Genomic DNA, 16,746 nt, shown 5'->3' on the forward strand with positions numbered 1-16,746 from the left:
ATGTGACCGGTCAGGAGAAATTACTTACCGTAGATATCGAAGCTGAAGTATTTCTTGGTGATCTCGTCATACTTCCCGCTGGCGCGAACGGCGGCGAGAGCAGCGTTCAGCTTGTTCTTGAGTTCGGTGTCGTCCTTGCGCAGGCCGCCGGAAACGCCAAGGCCGAGGATTTCCTTGTCATCCGCAACGTTGCCCATGTCGGCGCAGCAATCCTTGCCGGCATCGCTCTTCACGAAGGCATCGAGAACGAGCGAGTCGCCGAACACATAGTCGATACGGCCGGCTGCGAGATCCTGAAACGCCTCGTCCAGCGTCTGATAGGTCTTTTCGTCAGCGACATCAGCGAAATATTTCTTGTAATATTCGGACTGGATGGTCGCGACCTGAATACCGATAGTCTTGCCCTTGACGTCTTCCGGCGCCGCACCCGGCTTGCCATCCTTGGCGCCGATCAGCTTGCTCGGCGTGTTGTAATATTTGTTAGTGAAATCGATGACCTTCTCGCGTTCTTCCGTGTTGGACATGGATGACCAGATAACATCGAACTTCTTCGTCTGCAGCGCCGGGATGAGGCCATCCCAGGAAAGCTCGACGATCGAGCATTTTTCCTTCATTTCCGCGCAGACGGCGTCCATGAGATCGATTTCCCAGCCCTGCCACTTGCCGCTGGCATCCTTGGCGAAGAAGGGTGGGTAGGATTCGTTCATGATGCCAAACCGGACATCGGCGCTGGCGGTGAAGGCGGAAACCGCAAATGCTGTTCCGGCAAGCAGCGTGGCGAAGAATTTCATTTAAAGTCTCTCCTGTTAAAACAAACGGCGAAGCGAAGCGGCCATCACGCCAGCGCGCCGGTAAATTCCCTGCAACGGGCGCTTACGGGATTGCCGAACACCTGCGCCGGTGGCCCCGCTTCCTCCACACGGCCCTGATGCAGAAACATCACCTCGGTGGAAACATCGCGCGCAAAGCGCATCTCGTGAGTAACGAGCAGCATGGTGCGGCCTTCCTCGGCCAGATCGCGGATGACCTTCAGCACCTCGCCCACAAGTTCCGGATCGAGCGCCGAGGTGGGTTCGTCGAACAGCATCACCGCCGGCTCCACGCAGAGCGCGCGCGCAATCGCGGCGCGCTGCTGCTGCCCGCCGGAGAGGAACGCCGGATAGGCATTTTTCTTGTCGTAAAGGCCAACCTTGTTCAGCAGGGCTTCGGCCTTTTCCACCGCCTCCTGCCGCTTGACGCCGAGAACGTGACCAGGCGCTTCGATGACATTTTCCAGAACGGTGCGGTGGGCCCAGAGATTGAAATTCTGGAACACCATGCCAAGCCCTGTCCGCAGCTTTTCCACTTGCCGCCAGCTTTTCGGCACAGCCTTGCCGTCCCTGCCAATCTTCATGGCGATCTCCTCGCCATTGACGATGACCCGGCCGCGATCCGGCGTTTCGAGAAAGTTGATGCAGCGCAGGAAGGTACTCTTGCCGGAACCGGACGAGCCGATGATCGATATGACATCGCCTTTGTGGGCCTTCAGCGAAACGCCCTTCAAAACTTCGTGTGTGCCGAAGCTCTTGTGGATGTCATCCGCTTCGAGCGCACAGGCGCCTGTATCTGCCATTTATTGACCTTGCCGATCCGGTTCATTGCGTGTCGAGCAAAATGCGGAGCGGTTTTGCGACAGGACATGCATAACAACAAAGACTTAAGCCACGCATGTTTAGCGAAACCCGCTGCAAACGCGCGCAATATCAGGCTCTTTTACACATTTGAAACGAAAAATCATTTCAAAATATCATCTGCGAGCAACGATCTGCGCGATTTGCCCCTGATGCGCCTCGCCACGCTGGCCGCGTTACTGCCAGTCAGGGCCAATTGCGGTTCCGTCTGCGCCTCATCCTCGACAAGGCTGGCATTCGCCTGCAAACGCAGGCCCATCACGGCAACGACGAGGAAAAACCAGACGAAACCGGTACTGAGGAAGAACATCGTTTCGAGAAAGCCGTAGAGCAGGACATAAAGCCAGACGCCGACAAAGAGCTTCGTCAGCGGGCTTTTGCGCGTGGCCTCATCCATCTTGCCGAGATCGCGAAGCGGCATCAGACAAATCCACGTCAGCACCAGAATAAGACCTGGCACGCCGCCGCCAAGCACAAGGTCGAAATAGCCATTGTGGGAATCCGGCGCCGTCGTTGCCCAGGTATTGTTCTCGGTGAAGCTCGTCATCAGGGTGTCGCTGCGCCAGAAGGCCTGGTAGCCGTATCCGACGATCGGGCTTTGGCGGATATAATCTATCGAGACGGTCCAGATATCGGTTCTGCCGGTGAAACTGGCGTCGATCCCCAGTTTCGTCAGCATCTGTGAAAAGACCGGATCAACGGTCGTGCCGACGATCACCACGGCGAAGGTTCCCAGAAGCACGGTTACAACAGCGTAACGCCATCTGGGCCAGCCCACGATGAACCAGCCCGTGGCGATGATAATCGGCATCAGGCCGAGCGCGGTCTTGCCACCCGACTTGACGAGAAAGATCAACGACAGCAACAGAACCGCGAGGCCGCCGATAAGGGACCAGCGCTTGCACAGATAAATCCCGACGATCATTAGCACCGCCATGATCGAGGCTGCCTCGTTCTTGTGACGGAAGACCCCGCGCCAGTTGCCTGCAAGGAGCGGCTCCAGCGCATCGCTTGCCTGATGGATCGACCGCGACGGCAGGACAGCAACGCCGAAATAACAGAGGAACAGGATGATCAGCACGCATGTGGCAAGCAGCGTGGTGAAATGCCGCTCGGTGCGCGGCAATTGCAGGAAGCAGCTGGCGAGCACGCAGATGATGGCGCACATGGCAAGCCGCCGCAGCGAAAACACCGGCGCGCCGCCCACCACCGAGGTGAAGATATACCAGCCGAAGATCGCGAGCATCAGCAAACGCGGCGTAAAGACGATGGAAGACGACCGCTCCTTTGCCATGAACGCCACGAAACTGATGAGCAGGATGATCGCGGTGAGCTGGTTGAGGAGGTTGGACCCGGCCGCCATGGCGGACCCCAGATAGGTCGAGGAAAGCGAGATATAGGGCGAGAAGCCGACCGTGAAATAAAAGAACGTCACATAAAACAGTGCATTCCGCCAGGCGACACTCGCCTGCTCATCATGCGCTGCATCCATCAGGTAATTTTCTCTACCTTTTTCCATACGTTCTCACATCGTACCCGATGCTTCGTCTCGGTAAAATGAATATCCCGTCAAAACCCTATTTTTTAGTTATCCATAATACACGGAGGAATAGTAATTCCATTATCGAGGAATGAAGCCCGGGAAATTGAAACGGAACCTGATTTTCGAAGTCAACATATGGATAAGGGTAGAATCTTGACCATATCAAACTTCATCTGTCAAATTTAAGTTGCTGATTTCCCTATCATTGGCTAGACATACGCCCTCGTGCAGGTTGCTTATATCTATTTGACGACAGAGATATTTCGCTACGTTAAGGATATACTGGGGTGATGATCCGAAATTCTGTTTAACGTATATTAACAACTCTGGATATATCTTTGGCTTGTTGATTTCATAAACGCGTAAATAGCTGGAAACCGACGGTGGACGTTCCGATACACACCAATATGGACGATAGCAACAACGAAGGGGCGACACAACGCCCGGTTCAGCCAGCTGCGCCCGGCGTTCGACCCATGCGCAGGGACGATCTTCCGGCTGTCGAGGTTGTGCTCAACAGCGCGTTCAAAAAGACCGGGCTTGATAGAAACTTCGACTTCGGCGCTTACGTCGAAACATTGTTTTTCAGCAGTCCTGTGTTTGATCCCGAATATGGCAGCGTTGTCTACGATGCTGGAGAGAGCGGGGTTACCAGCGTTATCCTTGCCGTCCCCATGCGGTTTGTCGCGAACGGAAAACCCATTACCGCAAGGTTGTTATGTGCTTTCGCGTCGAAAGGAAAACTCGGCGCGCTCGGCGCCGCGCGCCTGTCCCGCAGCATGCGCGCGACGAAACACGATATGCTGTTTTCGGACACGGCCTCCCCCGTCAGCGCCGATCATTGGCTTGCGATCGGCGGCAGCATGTTGCCGATGGAAAGCCTGCAATGGCACAAGGCGCTCAAGCCTTTCAGCGCGATTGCCCTGCGCATGCCGCGCCGTTCGCAAGTAGTCAAATCCAGGCCCGGACTTATGGCACTTGGATTTGTGGACCGTATCCTGCGATCGTGGAAAAAGGGCATAAGGCCCAATGAAGTTGCCGGCACCACGGTCAGACCGGTGGATTTCGAGACGTTCCGACGCAACGCGCTGAAAATGATCGAGCGTTTTTCCGTCCGCCCGGAATGGTCCCACGAGGAATTCCACTGGCTGATCGAAATGAGTAAAACCAACGGCACCCTTGGTGAATTGAGCAGCCTGGCGATCGAAAATGCCGAAGGCCGCATCATCGGCGCTGCCCTGTTTTTCGGACAGGCGGGACGGACCGCCTATGTGCTGAACCTCGTCTGCGATGCCGGTCGCGAAAACGACGTGCTCGGTGCGCTGTTCCGCCATTTCGATGATGAAAACTATGCCCATGTCACCGGCATGTCGCAACCGTTTCTCATGAACGCGCTCTACCGTCAGAACCACGTGACCTTCCATCATCGCGGTTATTTCTGCATGGCCACCCGGGATGAAGCCCTCCGGGATCGGGCGCTTGCCGGCGATATCTATATTGGCGGGCTAAGCTCGGAAAGCTGGAGCAAGCTCATCACAGATTTCTAAGGCACTTGCGCCGGTTGTGAAGAAAATGCCGAGCCTTCTATGCCCCAGTGAAGCGCTGGACATTCGCTGAAATCAGGTGACGCAGCGCCTTCGCGTAACGTTTGGAGCGCGTCTTGGCCGCAAGGGCGCTCGACCAGTCCACCATCGATCCGTTGATATCGAAATCTCCGAGCTGGCCTTCGGGAACGTCACCCTTTTCGATGCGCTCGACGATGGAGCCCAGCGCCGCGTAAAACTCGGGCGAGCGATAGGGCGGATGCAGCGAATACATGCCCTTGCCCGTGCCGAGAAAATCAAGCCGGTATACGCCGATGCGCATCATATTGTCGCTCAGCACCTCTTCGGCAGGCATTGAGACCGGTTGCTGATTATAGGCATAGGAGCGGATGCGCCGTTTGACGTCGGGTCTCAGCAGTTCGAGCGAGCCGATACGCTTGGCGAAACGGTCCATGTCGATCATGAACAGGCGGGTGGAAACGGTCGCGAACCGCCATGTGGGAACGCGGCTCGGCAGCTTGCGCGGTTCGGGAATGTTCTTCACCCCCGGCATGCCGACATGGCGGGAGATATCGAGATCGCCGCGCACGGTGGGCGGCCCGGAAAACGGCGTGATGCAGAGCGCGTCCGGGTTGGCCTTCTGCAGCGCAATGGCTTCGTTGAACCAGCTCTGGCTGCCGCCGCCAAACATCATGTCGCTGTCCATATGCAGCACATAACGGGCGTTGGCACGTTTCAACCCGTGGAAATAAACATGGAAAGGCCCGCCGTCGAAAGCCTTGGCGGGATAAGGAACCGGCGAGCGCGAAAAGAACGTCTCCGCCACCGCACTGCGCGCCGCATCGCTATAGTCGGCAATATCCACATACAGATGCGGATAGTTGGCCTGCATTTCCTCCAGCATGTCAAACAGGCGTTTGCTGGCGGCCTCGAAACCGTTGCCCTTGTAGCGGCCGGCTCCAACCTGGCCGGTATCCACCGTCAGGAGAATACGGTCCACCTGCCCGCCCCAGACCCGCAGCTGATGCGGAACGGTCAGGGCCGCATGCGGTGCGTCGAAGGGATGCAGATTGATTTGCAGCGCCTTTTGTACGGGAGGAAGCGGCATTTCAGCAGTCATAATTACGCACCACGGTTCCGGAATTCATTGATGACAGCCATCATGGGTTTTTCGTTGAAGCTCCAGTCGAGCGGCAGCGGCCGGTTCGCGGTGCCATCCCGGCGGGGATAGGCCCAGCGGATCCAGGTATATTGGTCCGAAATGCCCCATGTGGTGATGGAGGAAAGCGGGCCGCCTTCGCACGCCGCTTCGAGAAAATCGCGGACCTGACCGTTTATCAGCATGTCGCGCTCGGCTTCCGGGGCGGGAAGCGTCTGGTCCATCGCATCCAGTTCCGTCACCAGAACGGCAAGACCATAACTGCGCATTTCCTTGGTAAAGGCGGCAAGCTCGTCTTTCGCAATGGGCCAGCCACCGCGCAGATGCCCCTGCAGGCCGATAGCGTTGATCGGAGCGCCTTTCTCTAGCAACTCGAGAATGAGATTGCGGAAGGCCGCGCGCTTGGCCGGCGATTTCTCGACCGCAAATTCCACATCATATTCGTTGAGGACGAGCTGGGCCTTCGGATCGACGGAATGGGCGATGTCAAAGGCCTTTTTGATGGCGTCCGGGCCTGCGCCATAATACCAGGCGTCGCGGCGCGAGCGCACATTGCCGGGCACGTCGGGGATAGGTTCATTGACCACATCCCAGCTGTGTATCACGTCCTTGTACCGTTCCATCACCTTGACGATGTGGGTTTCCATCAACTTCTCGACCTTCGCGCCGCTGCCGATGCTGGCAAGCCAGGGCGCGTTGGAAGCGTACCAGATAAGCGGATGACCATGCATGGTGAGTTTGTTCTGGCGCGCGAAGTTCGCAAGCGCATCGGCAGCGGCAAAATCGAAAACGTCTGCCGAAGGCCGCATGACCTCCCATTTCATCTCTGTGACTGGGGTGATGCGCGAGCAATATTTGACCACCGCTTCGCCGATGCGGCTATCGGCGGTAAGGTCCGGCAGATAGATGGCCGCACCGTAAGGGGCAATCTTTGTCGACGTTTTCCTGGTAGCGGCAACGCCCTGCCCTGCCATGGCATGCAACAGGCCCGCGCTTGCAGCACCACCCAGAAAATTCCGCCGCCCGATCCGCATTCGCCCGCCTCCACAACCCCGGCGCATCGGCCTGAAAATCGAAAGCGATTTTCGACAGGGACGATGCGCATATCACAACTGTCAGAACGTCATTGATGCGTCCCAATGGCCGCACGACGCTCTAATTCTCAAAACATAACATCTTGATCATGCCAAAAGGATATTAAAGATTTGCAAGGTTAACTGACGCTATACCACGTCACAATTGGCGCAAGCCGGCTTAATCCGGTAGTAACTTCAGTGTGAGAATTATTGACCCGCCCCTGATGGAGTAAAAATATTGGTTTCCGTCTCGATTGTCATTCCCGTTCGCAACGGCGAGCGTTACATCGTGGAAGCGATCGAAAGCGTGTTGTCTCAGGGGAAAACCGTTTGCGAAGTGCTCGTCGTCGATGACGGCTCCACCGACACAACGGCGCAAAAGGTGCAAAGTTTCGCCGATCCCCGCGTAAAACTGCTGGCCCGGCCGCAGGGACGGCAGGGCGTTTCCGCCGTGCGCAATTTCGGCCTGTCGCAGGCGCGCGGTGAATGGACGATGTTTCTCGATGCCGACGACCGCGTGAAGCCGGGCGCGATCGCCGCCCTATGCGCCGGCATCTCCGGACCGGATGTCGTTGCCGTCTACGGTGATTATGAGCGCATTGACGAGAATGGCGCCAAGATCGGACGGCGCAACCTCATCAGACGGCGGGAAAAACCTGATGGTTTCATCCTCCAGCCGCTTTTGGGCGGAAACTTCATCGTCAATGGCGGCATCATGCTGGTCAAAACCCGCATCTTTCAGGATTTTGGCGGTTTCGACGAGACATTGCGTTATGCGGAAGACTGGTATGGCTGGTGCCGGCTGGCTGCCTCCGGCCGTTTCGCCTATCTGCCCGGCCGCCACGTGCTGGATTACCGGGTGCACCGGACAAGCGTGATGATGAACCGCCTTCTGACCTTCCGGGATTGCGAACCGGCGATCGAAGCGGTGTTTTCCGATCCCGCCATCGTCGCCGCCATTGCGCCGCAGGAATTGCGCAGGCTTCGCCGCAAATCCGAAAATCACATGAATGCCTATACCGTGGCTCAGGCCTTTCGCGCCCGGCGCTATCGCGAGGCCTTTTCGGCGCTTGCCGATACGTTTGTCAATCGCCCGCGCCAAAGCCTGCGCGCCGTCGTGTTTTCCGCCGCAGCCCTTGCCGGAATTTAGGAGTGTCCATGTCCGAAATCATGCCGGAAGCGGTGGTGTGCATTCCGAGTTTCCGCAGGCCTGCAGGTTTGCAGAAAACGCTGAACTCGCTGGCAGCCCAGAAGGTCGATTTCCCCTTCGCCATCGTCGTCGTCGATAATGACGGGGTGGGCCAGGCGGGGCTGGCCGTCGCGCGCGCTTTTTTTGCCGAGAGCGGAATGATGGGCCAGACGCTGGTTGAGCCGACGCAGGGCAATTGTTACGCCATCAACACGGCATTCCGCACGGCGCGGCAGAGCTATCCATCCGCGCAGTGGTTTCTGATGATCGATGACGACGAAGCGGCCTCGCCCGTCTGGCTCGCTGAAATGGTCTCTGCCGCAAAATCCTTCGGCGTCGATATCGTCGGCGGGCCGGTCGATCGCGAATTCGATGCGCCCGCACCCAAGGCGGTTCTGGCACACCCGCTGTTCGGCTCCATCGAGGCGCCCACCGGCGTAGTCGATCAAATCCATGGGTCTGGCAATTGCCTGATCTCGAGGCGGGTTTTCGAAACGCTGGAAAAGCCGGAATTCGATGTACGGTTCAACTTCCTTGGCGGCGGCGACATGGATTTCTTCACCCGTTGCCGAAAGGCGGGTTTCAAATTCGCCTGGAACGCTCAAGCCCTCATCATCGAATATGTGCCGGAAAACCGCATGGCGCCGCGCTGGATCATGGAGCGCTCGCTCCGAACCGGCATCATCAATTACAGCATCGACCGCGCCCGACGCCCCGGCCTGAAGGCCGGGCTGCTACTTGCCGCCAAAAACGTTGTCAGCCTGTGCCTGTCACTGGTCCGCGCCGTTTCCGCATTCCTGAAAACCGGTGCGCTGCTGCCCGCCACGCATCCACCGCTGATGTCCATCGGCCGCGTCATGGCGAGCCTCGGTATTACGCTCACGCCCTATAAGGCGCCGGCGAAAAAGGCCTGAACGCGGGCTCGTTCCGACAGTTAATATCAGTTTTTCAGCTCAGGGTTTTTTCCCTGCGCAAAGATATCCCATTCACATGCCGTTTCTGGGAAGTGAATGACGAAAAAACGGCGGCAAGAATGAGAAGCGGCACAAGAACCGGCCAGAAGAAACAAAGGATGATACCGGTCACCCGGTAAAAGTCCCAATCCTTGTCGCGGCGGGCGCCTTCTATATAGGTCATGGCAAGAGAAGTAACGGTGCCAATCCCATATACGAAAAGAGAAATGGACGTAATTACCATCGCTGTCCTCAATATATTTCTGATTCGAATAAATATGTAATATCCGCTCAGTGTACCGCCGTTACGCCCACTTGCAACGATTTTCGGCGGAAAGACACCTCCACCCCGATACGTTAGAGCGACCTCATATAGCGCGACTCCATATGATGATTGCATGCGCCGGCAGATGCCACTCACATGATATCGATCGTGAACCGGCCGGACGGTCAGGGGCAATTCCGTAAAGAATCAATGAGAATGCGCAGATTTCAGACCTTGCCGGCCCCGAACCCGTAGCGATGCTTCAGCAGCGAATATATGGCGATGGGATTGGTCAGCAGGTAGCGCTTGCCGAGACGCCTCGGCTCAAGCATGGCCCTGTAGAGCCATTCGAGCCCCATATCCTGCATCCATTGTGGCGCCCTGCTGTTCTTGCCCGCGAGAAAATCGAACAGACCGCCGCAGGTCTTGATCACCGCAATGTCGGAAAGCCTGTCGAGATTGCGCGCGACGAAACGTTGCTCCAGCGGTATGCCGAAGCCCACCCAGAGAATATCGGTCTGCGATGCGACGATATCGGCAAGGATCGCCTCCTCGTCGCCGGGTCTGAAATAACCATTGCGCCGACCGGCAAAGACAAGCCGTGGATAGAGCTTTTGCATTTCCTCGACTGCCGCGCGGTTCACCTCTTCGGAACCGCCGAGAAAATAGAACCGCGTGCCGGTCGCCTCAGCCCTCCGGGCCACCGCATGAACGAGATCCGTCGTCGCCACACGTTCCCGCAGCGCCCTCACGCAGAACTGGCGGGAAAAGATCACCAGCGACATGCCGTCGGCATGAATCTGGTCCGCCTGCCGCAGCAGGGCTTCGAATTCCTTGTCTTGGTGACAGAGTGCGATGACCTGACCGTTCGCCGATGTCGAATAGAACGGCTTTGCGCCGGCCGCGCGTTCACGTTCCGCCCGCAGGATAAAATCCTGCGCCGTCTCTTCGATGGTCGCATCGGTGATGGGCAAAGCCGCAAGCGGAACAACCGGCCAGTGTGTGCCAGGCCCTTCCGCATGCGGGACATCTCTCCCTGTCATATTCTGTCCGGTGTCCAAGATAGGCATCGTTTCACTGTTATATTCACGCATAGGATTAAGGTATAAGGCTTCAAACACTACGAATAACTATCATTAATATTCTTATAAATCTGACGCTTGAATCAAACAATTATACGCCCGGGGGTTGAGTGACCACCCCAACCTCTCCTCCCCCTATTCCGGTTTTGCGGTTGATGGGTTAAGGGACGACGAAACCACACCACAGAAAAGGTCCCGGCCATGGAAACCATATCGATCGACAACCGCGGCGATTTCGGCCTTTGGGCCATCGAACGGGCAAAGGAAATCGTCGCCAACGAGGCGTCCGATCTTGCCGTTTCGGTCCGTGACGGCGACGAGACAGGCATTCGCGATGCGGGTAATGCGCTGGGTGCCGCCATCGCCGCCGCCCTGCTCGAAGTCTATGACGGCCTGATGTCCGAGGAGTAATCGGCGGTCGCAGCCCTCAGGCGTAGCGTTCCGCGTGGTCTGTCCGGCGCAGAAAACCCAAAAGCCCCAGTGCGATGGCAATTCCGAGACCAAGGAACAGACCGCCCACGCCACCGGCGATCAGGAAGATCAGCTTGCCGGGCGGCCAGCTTCTGGAATTGGGCGCTACCGGCTGCGAAATCACCCGCACATTGGTGGAATCGATTGTCTGCTGCTCGGCGATCTGCCGTGATCGGTTGAGATAGGTCTCGTAGATCGCAGCAGCTGAGTTGGCGTCTCGCTCCAGATCGCGCAGCCGCACCTGCGCCTCATTGTCGGTGAAGACGTTGGCGCGTTCCGCAACCGCCTTCAGCCGCAGGGCATCAAGCGAGGAGCGGGCCTCGGCGACATTGGTCTTGGCCGCCAGCAAAATCCGCTGCGCCTCATCCGCAATGCCGCGTTCCAGCATATCGCGTTCCGCCCCGGCAGTCGCCAGACGCGGATGGCGGGCGCCATAGGTCAGCGTCATCGCCCCAATCTGCTGCTGCAAGGTGCTGTATTGCGCACGAATGGTGTTCATGGTCTGGCTGTCGAAGATCGCGTCGCTCTGGGTGCGGTTCTGGGCAATCGCCGCCTGCATCTGCTTGAGGCGCGACTCCTCCTGAATGACGCGCTGCTGCGCGGCAAGAACCTGCGCATTCAGCTCGCCGGACGCCAGATTGCTGACCAGCTGGCCGTTATTCTCCTGCAGGCCGTTTTCGCGGCGGAAATCGGCCACGCGCTTTTCGGCAACCGTCACGTTCTGGCGCATTTCCTCAAGCCGCTTCTTTAGATCATCAACGATACGCAGGCTGCTGTCGGAGGTCGTCTGGAACAACTCGCTTTCGAAAGCCTTCACCATCGCCTTCGAGACTGTCACGGATTTGTCCGGATCATTGGTCCAGACCGCAAGCGTCACCACGAAGGAACGCGGATCCCGTTCCGCCGCAACCCGTTCGCCCAGCGAACGAAGCGCGCCGACCTTGTTGTCACCATCTTCCGGCTTGGGTGAAAAAAATGCTTTCAGCCGAGCAAGAGGCGGTGGGGATATGAATTCCGGGTCCTCATCCAGTTTCAGCTCGTCCACCACACGCGCCAGCACGTTGCGCGACGTGACGGTGCGCAGCTTGCTCTCCACTTCGAGAATCTGGGTGTCGCGCTGCTGGTTGGGCGAAAATACCCCGTCATTGACGACATTCAGGTTGGAGGGATTGACGACGATATCCGTATAGGCGGTGTAACGCGGCGGCGTCATATAGGCGTAGGCGAGTGCAGCCGCGACGCAAAGAATGATCGCAAGCACAATCCAGACGATCCCGGCACGCAGCCAGCCGAGTACCTCGTCCACACCGATCCGGTCGATATATTTCAGGCCCGGCAGCGTGGCCGCGAAACTGTTGCTTGGCGAGGTCGGCCTTGTGGGCTTTTCAGCCGGAGCGGGTTCGGCAACGGCAGCCGCCGGCTTCGGCTCAAGATGCTCTTTCAGCACCGTGCGCTCGAAAACCTCATCCTCATCCACCAGATCGTCCAGCAGGGAACCGTGGGGTCTGGCGGCGGGCGCCGCTTTTTCATCCAGCGGACGTGCCTGCTTATGTCCCGCCTTTTGAAGCCTGTACATCAGCCAATCCAACTTGAACGAACCACAAAAAAGGCCTGCAACAGATGGTTTTCATCGTCGCCAGAACCACTATTAACCGGCAAGTCTAGATATAACGGGTGAATTTTAGGTTACCCGCATCATCTCCGCCATCATCACCTATTCGCCGCGTCCATGAAAGAGATGATTGACTTGAATGGATCGATACGGTTCTTTCGGGCGTTATATTTTTGTATTATCCATTTGAACCTCAAAGATTTTATCGAAACGGAGTTTGGCATGAGCCTGAAATTTGGAACGAGCGGCCTTCGCGGCCTGTCTGTCGATCTGAAAGGAAAGGCCTCGGCCGTCTACGCAACGGCATTTGCAAGGCACCTTCTCACATCGGGTCAGGCAAAGGCGGGCGACCCCATTCTCGCGGCCCGCGATTTCCGCGATTCGAGCCCAGATGTTTCCGCAACCTGTATCGCCGCGCTGAAAAAGGCCGGCCTCACACCGCTCGATTGCGGCACGGTCCCGACACCGGCACTGGCGCTTTATGGACTTTCCCTCAAGGCCGGCGCGCTGATGATAACGGGTTCGCATATTCCGGCCGACCGCAACGGCATCAAGTTCTACCGCCCGGACGGCGAAATCGACAAACAGGACGAAACGGCGATCGCCGCACTCGCAGCCGAAGTCGAGGCTGAAGGGATTAACGACGAGGCCGAAACGGCGGACGACCATTCCGCAATTGCAGCCGAGCTCTTTTATGAGCGCAATGCCGCACTCCTGCCGGAAAAGGCGCTGTCGGGCCTGAAGATCGGCGTTTACCAGCACAGCACGGTGGCGCGCGATCTCTTCGTCGACGTTCTCGCCCACTATGGCGCCGATGTCGTGTCGCTCGGCCGTTCCGAGACCTTCATTCCGGTCGATACCGAGGCGGTCTCCCCTGAAACGCTGGAGCTTCTCAAAAAATGGGCGCCGGAACACGGCCTCGATGCCATCGTTTCCGCCGATGGTGACGGCGACCGGCCCCTGCTTGCCGATGAAAACGGCGTGCCGCTGCGCGGCGACCTGATCGGATTGATTACGGCGAATTTTCTCGATGCCGGCGTGGTCGTCACCCCCGTCACCTCCAATTCCGGCATTGAGGCGAGCGGTTCGTTCAAGGTCATCCGCACCAGGGTCGGTTCGCCTTTCGTGATCGCCGGCATGGCACAGGCCCTTGCCGAAGGAAACAACGGCGTCATGGGGTTCGAGGCCAATGGCGGCCTTCTGACAGCCTCCACCTTCACATTGAACGGCAAACCGCTATCGCCCCTGCCGACGCGGGACAGCTTCCTGCCCATCCTCGCCGTATTGCTTCTCTCCGCCGAGCAGAAAAAGCCGCTATCGCAGATTGCCTCCGCCTATAACCTGCCGGTCGCGGCTGCGGATCGTCTGGAAAACTTCGCACAGGAAAAAAGCGCTGCCCTGATGACGCATCTGCGCGCCTCGCGGGATAATCTCGAAACCTTCCTCGCCCCCGTGGGCACGGTCAAGGCGCTGAGCGACATTGACGGCCTGCGCGTGGCGCTGACAGACGGCAGCACCATCCATTTCCGCCCGTCCGGCAATGCTCCGGAAATGCGCTGCTACGTCGAGGCCGCCAATCAGGACGAAGCCGAAACGCTGCTGAGCAAGGGCCTCGATCTCATCCGCAACTTTGGATGAGTGGATGGCGCCGAACGCCTGAAGCGGACGGCCACCATGAATGTCCCAGTGTCGCATCCCGTCTTTGCCTGTTGCTCTTCCCGCTCCGGAAAGCGATAAGGGCCGCAGGGTTCAAGGAGGCGGGATGTGAGCGGCGAGACCATTACCCTTTATGAAGCGATCGGCGGCGATGCCACAGTCAGAGCACTGACCCGGCGCTTCTACGAATTGATGGACACCCTGCCAGAGGCGGCGCATTGCCGCGCCATCCATCCAGCCGATCTTTCCGGTAGCGAAAGCAAGTTCTACGATTATCTGACCGGATATCTTGGCGGACCGCCGGTCTATGTCGAAAAACACGGCCACCCGATGTTGCGCAGGCGTCATTTCGTGGCCCCTATCGGACCCGCGGAGCGGGACGAATGGCTGCTCTGCTTTCGCCGCGCGATGGATGAGACCATCGAGAACCCAAAGCTCCGGGACATCATCTGGGGACCGGTGGAGCGGCTGGCCTTTCACATGCAAAATCAGGAAGCAAATAACCCATGACGACGGAAAGATTGCGCGCCTTGATTTTGCTGCTGGGCAGCCTTTTGGGTGCTGCCGGCGTCATGCTTGCCGCCGCCGCCACCCATACCGGCGAAACCTATATGCTTGGCAACGCCTCGGCCATGGCGCTCGCCCATGCGCCGGTGCTTGTGGCACTGCATATCGGCGCGGACCGCATCAGAACCGCCATTCCGGCAGGGCTGATTCTTGGCTTCGGCACGGCGGTTTTTGTTGGTGATCTCGTCACCAGACATTTTTCCGGTCACAGCCTGTTTCCCTACGCGGCTCCCTTGGGTGGCCTCGGCATGATCGCGGGATGGCTGGTGCTCTGCGCCGGTGCATTTTTTTTGAAGCCGAGGGGCTAAATCGGCATCAACGCCGTTTCCAGCGAAACGACAGGATGTTGCCGCCACGTTGAGCCGCGTCACCGATCTCGAAGAACGGTTTTTCGCCCGGCTGGCGGGTGCGCAAATAGGGAAAAGCCAGCACATTGCCGCCGTCAGCTGCGGCGCGGTTGCGCCGCTCGCGTTCGCCGACGACTTCATACATCTCCCTCAGGGCCGGATCGGCGCCCTGATCGGCCATCTTGTGCAGCTCCACGTGGCAGGCCTCAGCCACCGCCTGCTCTGCATCCTTGAAATTATTGCGCTCGTCGCTCATCGTTTAAGGTCCGTTCATTCATCGTCTGCAGCGCCCGCTCCAGACTGGATTTGCTGCCATTGCGCAGCGGAATGAACGTCTTGCCGAATTTCTTGCAACCGGACTTCACCCGCAGACACGCATCGTGGCTGATACAGTCAATCGGGCAGAAAACGCAGTCGACGGAGGGAAGAACAGTGTCGATACGCGAGACCGCCTCACGCAATCCGCCATCGTGATGGATAAGCTCGGCGCCGAAATTGCTGGCGATCTGGCGAAGATGGGCAACCTGACAGTCACGGCCGCCAACATAAAGAAAGCTCTTCGGACCGGAAAGCTGCTGTTCGGCCACATCCTTTTCAGGTTGAGGCGCGCCCTTGCCCTGCTTGCCGCCGCGTTCGGCTTTCTTCTTTTCCTTGCGTGCCATTCCCTCACCTGCCGGTTGATTTTTTCATGCCCCGACGTTCGGGATGCCAGCACCATAATAAAGATGAGTTTTGGAGTAAAGTATAAAGGTGATAATTTTCCTCATGTTTTGACATAAAGAATCGATCACATATTCGCGATAACCTCACCAGATCAGTTGTTGATCTTCAATCCGCCCATGAAAAGCTGCTCCAGGTGCCGGGCTGCATCCTCAAACCGGCCTTCGCCACCGTTTTTGTCGCCCAGCACGGCCCGCACCTGCACGTCGAAATCCGCATAGTGCTGCGTGGTCGACCAGATAGAGAAAATCAGGTGATAGGGATCGCATTTCGCCATCCGTCCGGCCTTGATCCAGACACGGATTACCTCCGCCTTTTCATCCACCAGTTGCTTTAGCGGACCCTTCAGCTCATCCTCGATATGGGGCGCACCCTGCAGGATTTCATTGGCAAACAGGCGGCTCTCGCGCGGAAAATCGCGCGACATTTCCAGCTTGCGGCGAATATAGGAGCGGATTTCGCTTTCAGGATTGCCCTCGGCATCGAAAGCCCTGAGCGGATCCAGCCAGGTATCCAGCACCCGCTCGATCAACGCGCGATGCATCGCCTCCTTGGTGCGGAAATAATAAAGTACGTTCGGTTTCGACATGCCGGCCGCCTCGGCAATCTGGTCGATGGTGGAACCGCGAAAGCCGTTGGTGGAAAACACACTCAGCGCGGCCTCAAGAATCGCTTCCTGCTTTTCTTCCTGAATGCGGGTCCGCTTCTGTGTTTTCGCTGCGCGCGGTATGGCCATACTCTGCTCTCTGTGTTTCTTTTCGGTGCAATTGCCGCTACAGTATGCTTAAAAAATAATCGCCGCGTACAGTTTAGGCAAAATTAGTGCGATTCGTCACGAAAATCCCTTGCTGACGTCATGGCGAATTTGCAATGTTTACCAGCCGGTCAATTT

Annotated in this window: 16 protein-coding genes and 1 pseudogene; 7 read left to right on the plus strand and 10 right to left on the minus strand. The window is 57.8% G+C overall.

The window, feature by feature from the left end; all coding sequences use genetic code 11:
- Window positions 1–20: 20 nt before the first annotated feature.
- The 3 genes from ACZ5A6_RS10220 to uppW form a co-directional block, all read right to left on the minus strand.
- Entirely contained in the window at window positions 21–791 is a 771-nt protein-coding gene (locus ACZ5A6_RS10220; RefSeq protein WP_097172396.1) for a transporter substrate-binding domain-containing protein, read from the minus strand.
- Window positions 792–835: 44 nt separating this feature from the next.
- Entirely contained in the window at window positions 836–1,612 is a 777-nt protein-coding gene (locus tag ACZ5A6_RS10225) for an ABC transporter ATP-binding protein (RefSeq protein WP_464110938.1), read from the minus strand.
- Window positions 1,613–1,773: 161 nt separating this feature from the next.
- On the minus strand, window positions 1,774–3,189 hold the full coding sequence (gene uppW / locus ACZ5A6_RS10230; RefSeq protein ID WP_419458308.1) for a Wzy-type polysaccharide biosynthesis protein UppW: 1,416 nt from the start codon (window positions 3,187–3,189) through the stop codon (window positions 1,774–1,776).
- Window positions 3,190–3,689: 500 nt separating this feature from the next.
- On the opposite strand from uppW, the gene ACZ5A6_RS10235 reads away from it, so the two are divergent.
- The gene (locus tag ACZ5A6_RS10235) at window positions 3,690–4,760 is read left to right on the plus strand and encodes a GNAT family N-acetyltransferase (RefSeq protein WP_174061137.1); all 1,071 of its coding nucleotides are present in this window, start codon (window positions 3,690–3,692) and stop codon (window positions 4,758–4,760) included.
- Window positions 4,761–4,797: 37 nt separating this feature from the next.
- On the opposite strand, the gene uppG is transcribed toward ACZ5A6_RS10235, so the two are convergent.
- On the minus strand, window positions 4,798–5,877 hold the full coding sequence (gene uppG / locus ACZ5A6_RS10240) for a polysaccharide biosynthesis glycosyltransferase UppG (RefSeq protein ID WP_013636687.1): 1,080 nt from the start codon (window positions 5,875–5,877) through the stop codon (window positions 4,798–4,800).
- A gap of 2 nt (window positions 5,878–5,879) precedes the next feature.
- Window positions 5,880–6,950, minus strand: coding sequence for a polysaccharide biosynthesis UDP-hexose transferase UppI (gene uppI, locus ACZ5A6_RS10245; RefSeq protein ID WP_003513843.1), 1,071 nt, complete (start codon window positions 6,948–6,950; stop codon window positions 5,880–5,882).
- A gap of 280 nt (window positions 6,951–7,230) precedes the next feature.
- On the opposite strand from uppI, the gene uppH reads away from it, so the two are divergent.
- Together uppH and uppJ are read left to right on the plus strand one after the other, a co-directional pair.
- Entirely contained in the window at window positions 7,231–8,142 is a 912-nt protein-coding gene (gene uppH / locus ACZ5A6_RS10250) for a polysaccharide biosynthesis endo-1,4-beta-xylanase UppH (RefSeq protein ID WP_013636689.1), read from the plus strand.
- Window positions 8,143–8,150: 8 nt separating this feature from the next.
- Window positions 8,151–9,095, plus strand: coding sequence for a polysaccharide biosynthesis UDP-hexose transferase UppJ (uppJ, locus tag ACZ5A6_RS10255; protein ID WP_174060993.1), 945 nt, complete (start codon window positions 8,151–8,153; stop codon window positions 9,093–9,095).
- A gap of 531 nt (window positions 9,096–9,626) precedes the next feature.
- On the opposite strand, the gene uppL is transcribed toward uppJ, so the two are convergent.
- Complete coding sequence (gene uppL / locus ACZ5A6_RS10260; protein WP_034502051.1) at window positions 9,627–10,442, minus strand: polysaccharide biosynthesis UDP-hexose transferase UppL; 816 nt, start codon at window positions 10,440–10,442, stop codon at window positions 9,627–9,629.
- Between the two features lie 240 nt (window positions 10,443–10,682).
- Between uppL and ACZ5A6_RS10265 the strand changes: the two genes are divergently transcribed.
- The gene (locus ACZ5A6_RS10265) at window positions 10,683–10,892 is read left to right on the plus strand and encodes a hypothetical protein (protein WP_003513853.1); all 210 of its coding nucleotides are present in this window, start codon (window positions 10,683–10,685) and stop codon (window positions 10,890–10,892) included.
- A gap of 16 nt (window positions 10,893–10,908) precedes the next feature.
- Here ACZ5A6_RS10265 and uppM read toward each other — a convergent pair whose 3' ends face one another.
- Window positions 10,909–12,528 (minus strand): polysaccharide biosynthesis protein UppM, encoded by a 1,620-nt coding sequence (uppM, locus tag ACZ5A6_RS10270; protein ID WP_003513855.1) that lies wholly within the window; start codon window positions 12,526–12,528, stop codon window positions 10,909–10,911.
- A gap of 258 nt (window positions 12,529–12,786) precedes the next feature.
- Here uppM and uppO point away from each other — a divergent pair, with 258 nt between their 5' ends.
- From uppO to ACZ5A6_RS10285, 3 genes are all read left to right on the plus strand, one after another.
- A complete protein-coding gene (uppO, locus tag ACZ5A6_RS10275) occupies window positions 12,787–14,202 on the plus strand; it encodes a polysaccharide biosynthesis phosphomannomutase UppO (RefSeq protein ID WP_174060992.1) in 1,416 nt (471 codons plus the stop codon).
- 126 nt (window positions 14,203–14,328) lie between these two features.
- Window positions 14,329–14,730: a group II truncated hemoglobin gene (locus ACZ5A6_RS10280; protein WP_174060991.1), complete on the plus strand. Its 402-nt coding sequence runs from the start codon at window positions 14,329–14,331 to the stop codon at window positions 14,728–14,730.
- Window positions 14,727–15,095 (plus strand): DUF423 domain-containing protein, encoded by a 369-nt coding sequence (locus tag ACZ5A6_RS10285; protein ID WP_174060990.1) that lies wholly within the window; start codon window positions 14,727–14,729, stop codon window positions 15,093–15,095. The genes ACZ5A6_RS10280 and ACZ5A6_RS10285 overlap by 4 nt, the downstream gene beginning before the upstream one ends.
- 7 nt (window positions 15,096–15,102) lie before the next feature.
- On the opposite strand, the gene ACZ5A6_RS10290 is transcribed toward ACZ5A6_RS10285, so the two are convergent.
- The 3 genes and pseudogenes from ACZ5A6_RS10290 to ACZ5A6_RS10300 form a co-directional block, all read right to left on the minus strand.
- Window positions 15,103–15,390, minus strand: a complete 288-nt coding sequence (locus tag ACZ5A6_RS10290) for a hypothetical protein (protein ID WP_113556481.1) — start codon at window positions 15,388–15,390, stop codon at window positions 15,103–15,105.
- A pseudogene (locus tag ACZ5A6_RS10295) lies at window positions 15,371–15,694 on the minus strand (DUF2325 domain-containing protein); the annotation flags it as partial. The gene ACZ5A6_RS10290 and the pseudogene ACZ5A6_RS10295, both read right to left, overlap by 20 nt.
- A gap of 254 nt (window positions 15,695–15,948) precedes the next feature.
- Window positions 15,949–16,590 carry a TetR family transcriptional regulator C-terminal domain-containing protein gene (locus ACZ5A6_RS10300; RefSeq protein ID WP_003513869.1) on the minus strand — a complete coding sequence of 214 codons (642 nt, stop codon included), beginning with the start codon at window positions 16,588–16,590 and terminating at the stop codon, window positions 15,949–15,951.
- Window positions 16,591–16,746 lie beyond the last annotated feature (156 nt).

This window comes from Agrobacterium sp. 6Ca8 (assembly GCF_055382765.1).

What these genes read in the sequence shown, in the direction of transcription:
- ACZ5A6_RS10220 (WP_097172396.1), bottom strand. Translation starts at nt 791, where the DNA reads ATGAAATTCTTCGCCACGCTGCTTGCCGGAACAGCATTTGCGGTTTCC.
- ACZ5A6_RS10225 (WP_464110938.1), bottom strand. Translation starts at nt 1,612, where the DNA reads ATGGCAGATACAGGCGCCTGTGCGCTCGAAGCGGATGACATCCACAAG.
- uppW (WP_419458308.1), bottom strand. Translation starts at nt 3,189, where the DNA reads ATGGAAAAAGGTAGAGAAAATTACCTGATGGATGCAGCGCATGATGAG.
- ACZ5A6_RS10235 (WP_174061137.1), top strand. Translation starts at nt 3,690, where the DNA reads ATGCGCAGGGACGATCTTCCGGCTGTCGAGGTTGTGCTCAACAGCGCG.
- uppG (WP_013636687.1), bottom strand. Translation starts at nt 5,877, where the DNA reads ATGACTGCTGAAATGCCGCTTCCTCCCGTACAAAAGGCGCTGCAAATC.
- uppI (WP_003513843.1), bottom strand. Translation starts at nt 6,950, where the DNA reads ATGCGGATCGGGCGGCGGAATTTTCTGGGTGGTGCTGCAAGCGCGGGC.
- uppJ (WP_174060993.1), top strand. Translation starts at nt 8,151, where the DNA reads ATGTCCGAAATCATGCCGGAAGCGGTGGTGTGCATTCCGAGTTTCCGC.
- uppL (WP_034502051.1), bottom strand. Translation starts at nt 10,442, where the DNA reads ATGACAGGGAGAGATGTCCCGCATGCGGAAGGGCCTGGCACACACTGG.
- ACZ5A6_RS10265 (WP_003513853.1), top strand. Translation starts at nt 10,683, where the DNA reads ATGGAAACCATATCGATCGACAACCGCGGCGATTTCGGCCTTTGGGCC.
- uppM (WP_003513855.1), bottom strand. Translation starts at nt 12,528, where the DNA reads ATGTACAGGCTTCAAAAGGCGGGACATAAGCAGGCACGTCCGCTGGAT.
- uppO (WP_174060992.1), top strand. Translation starts at nt 12,787, where the DNA reads ATGAGCCTGAAATTTGGAACGAGCGGCCTTCGCGGCCTGTCTGTCGAT.
- ACZ5A6_RS10285 (WP_174060990.1), top strand. Translation starts at nt 14,727, where the DNA reads ATGACGACGGAAAGATTGCGCGCCTTGATTTTGCTGCTGGGCAGCCTT.
- ACZ5A6_RS10290 (WP_113556481.1), bottom strand. Translation starts at nt 15,390, where the DNA reads ATGAGCGACGAGCGCAATAATTTCAAGGATGCAGAGCAGGCGGTGGCT.
- ACZ5A6_RS10300 (WP_003513869.1), bottom strand. Translation starts at nt 16,590, where the DNA reads ATGGCCATACCGCGCGCAGCGAAAACACAGAAGCGGACCCGCATTCAG.